Raw genomic sequence first — 1,746 nt, forward strand, 5'->3', positions numbered from 1 at the left:
CTCTCACATAGTCTCTCACACCGGGATAACGCTTAAAATAAGCATCTATGTATGCTTTGGCCTCCTGGTTAGATATACCTAACCCTTGGGCTAGGCCATAGTCGCTAATTCCGTAGACAATTCTACAATCCCGGTCCTGAGACCTAATGATGATATTCCAGACACTACGTTGAGCTCAGACCCTCCTGCTCTTTTTTCAAAAACTTCTCCCTGGGATATCCTTTCCTTGTTAGGTGGTGAAAGACGCAACATTATTTCACCAAATCCTATTACATCAAATTCTTTTTTAAAGTTTTCTACTATCATGACTGCCTCCTAATTGTTATTATTATTTAAATGTTTTATGTTAGTACCAAAACCCCTAAATTCCTGTAAGTCGCAGGTATTATTACAATTTATAAAGGTCTATCTTGACTTTGTTGTACTCTTTAAATAACCATTTGTCAAGATATGTTCATTATAACATGCTTTGGTTTTATGAACATGTAAAACAAATATACAATCAGTAAGCACCTAAATGCAACAACATGAATAATATGTTACCAGAAAAACCTAGAAAATTAATGAAAAGGGGTGTTGTTATGGCAGATTTAGAAAAGTTTATAAAGGACATGGAAAAAGCCAGCGAGAAGCTCGCTGACATGTTAAATAAAAAGGAAGAGCCTATTCCTGATATAGATTCAAAGTTTTCCACAGAAACAGAGGCATTAGAAGATATTCATGAGATTGCCGAAATTGATGAGGAAAACCGCGTTGTTGTAAAAAATGCAGATACACCTGACTGCGGCTGCGACGAAACCCAGCAAGATCAAGCAACTCCACAACCCTGCAGTCGAATAGTCCGATTCCACTGCATAGAAAATATCCCTAGAGGCCTGAGACTGGATCGAGTTAGGGATTTCAGAGTGGTATACGACCCAACTGATTTACGAGTTTTTGTAGAAGAAGCCGAAATAAGTGTAACACCGCCTCCCGGTTGCCCAGACTTGACTCTTACCGTCTTCGCAGTCCGTGTTGTAGGATGTATTCCAGTCAGTATCAGTGTGCTGGCCTTTGAAGGCCGCTGTGGGGTTAACCTTGTTCCTAGACAAAATAGAGACGATAGAGTGGCACTATGCTGCCATACTACCGTCTGTGTTGACAACGTAATATGTTACAGAGGCACCAGGGCACAGGCCGAAATAGCCGCCGCACAAATCCAGGAGCAACTACGGTCTAGGGGACCTTGTGATGTGATGGTTAGCGAACTAGACGAAGGCAATGAGACCAATGCCCAACATAAGAAAGATAAAAGAGACCCGTGCAACGCGGTACCCTTGTTGTTTGCCATCGGCCGCATATTTAGAGTGCCGGTTGGCTCTGACAACGATGATCCCAGGATAATAGCATTTTCAGGTGCATTTAGGCTTCCATCATGTCCAGAAACAAATTCATAATTTGAAATCAAACTCATTTGCTCCCCTTAATAAAAGGGGAGCAAATCTTTTGGCCTGATGATGTATTTTTTGAATTACCTGTTCATTTCACTATCTGCTCCATCTTTCTTGTGACTTTCGATAATATCTTTAATTTCTTTAAAATCACAGGCAGGCAGATCCCCTGGCACGGTGTTTTTTAAAGCTGCCATTGCATTGCCGAATTCTAGAGCTTTTTGTAAGCAGTTGTACTTGACTATTCCTGAAAGAACCCTTCAGCGAAGGTTGGAAATCCGGTTTATGAACTACCTCCCATAGGAGTATTCCAAAA

The 1,746-nt window shown here is 41.0% G+C and carries 1 protein-coding gene and 2 pseudogenes; 1 reads left to right on the forward strand and 2 read right to left on the reverse strand.

All coding sequences use genetic code 11. From position 1 onward, the window contains the following. Both JT739_RS13005 and JT739_RS12625 read right to left on the reverse strand, forming a co-directional pair. Positions 1-121 (reverse strand): annotated as a pseudogene (locus tag JT739_RS13005) (DNA polymerase); the annotation flags it as partial. A gap of 2 nt (positions 122-123) precedes the next feature. Then, a pseudogene (locus JT739_RS12625) lies at positions 124-306 on the reverse strand (sugar kinase); the annotation flags it as partial. 275 nt (positions 307-581) lie between these two features. Between JT739_RS12625 and JT739_RS12630 the strand changes: the two are divergent. Continuing rightward, positions 582-1,436, forward strand: a complete 855-nt coding sequence (locus JT739_RS12630) for a hypothetical protein (RefSeq protein WP_237661477.1) — start codon at positions 582-584, stop codon at positions 1,434-1,436. Positions 1,437-1,746: the final 310 nt, after the last annotated feature.

The sequence above is a fragment of the Tepidanaerobacter sp. GT38 genome, assembly GCF_021991635.1.
Classification (GTDB): domain Bacteria; phylum Bacillota; class Thermosediminibacteria; order Thermosediminibacterales; family Tepidanaerobacteraceae; genus DTU063.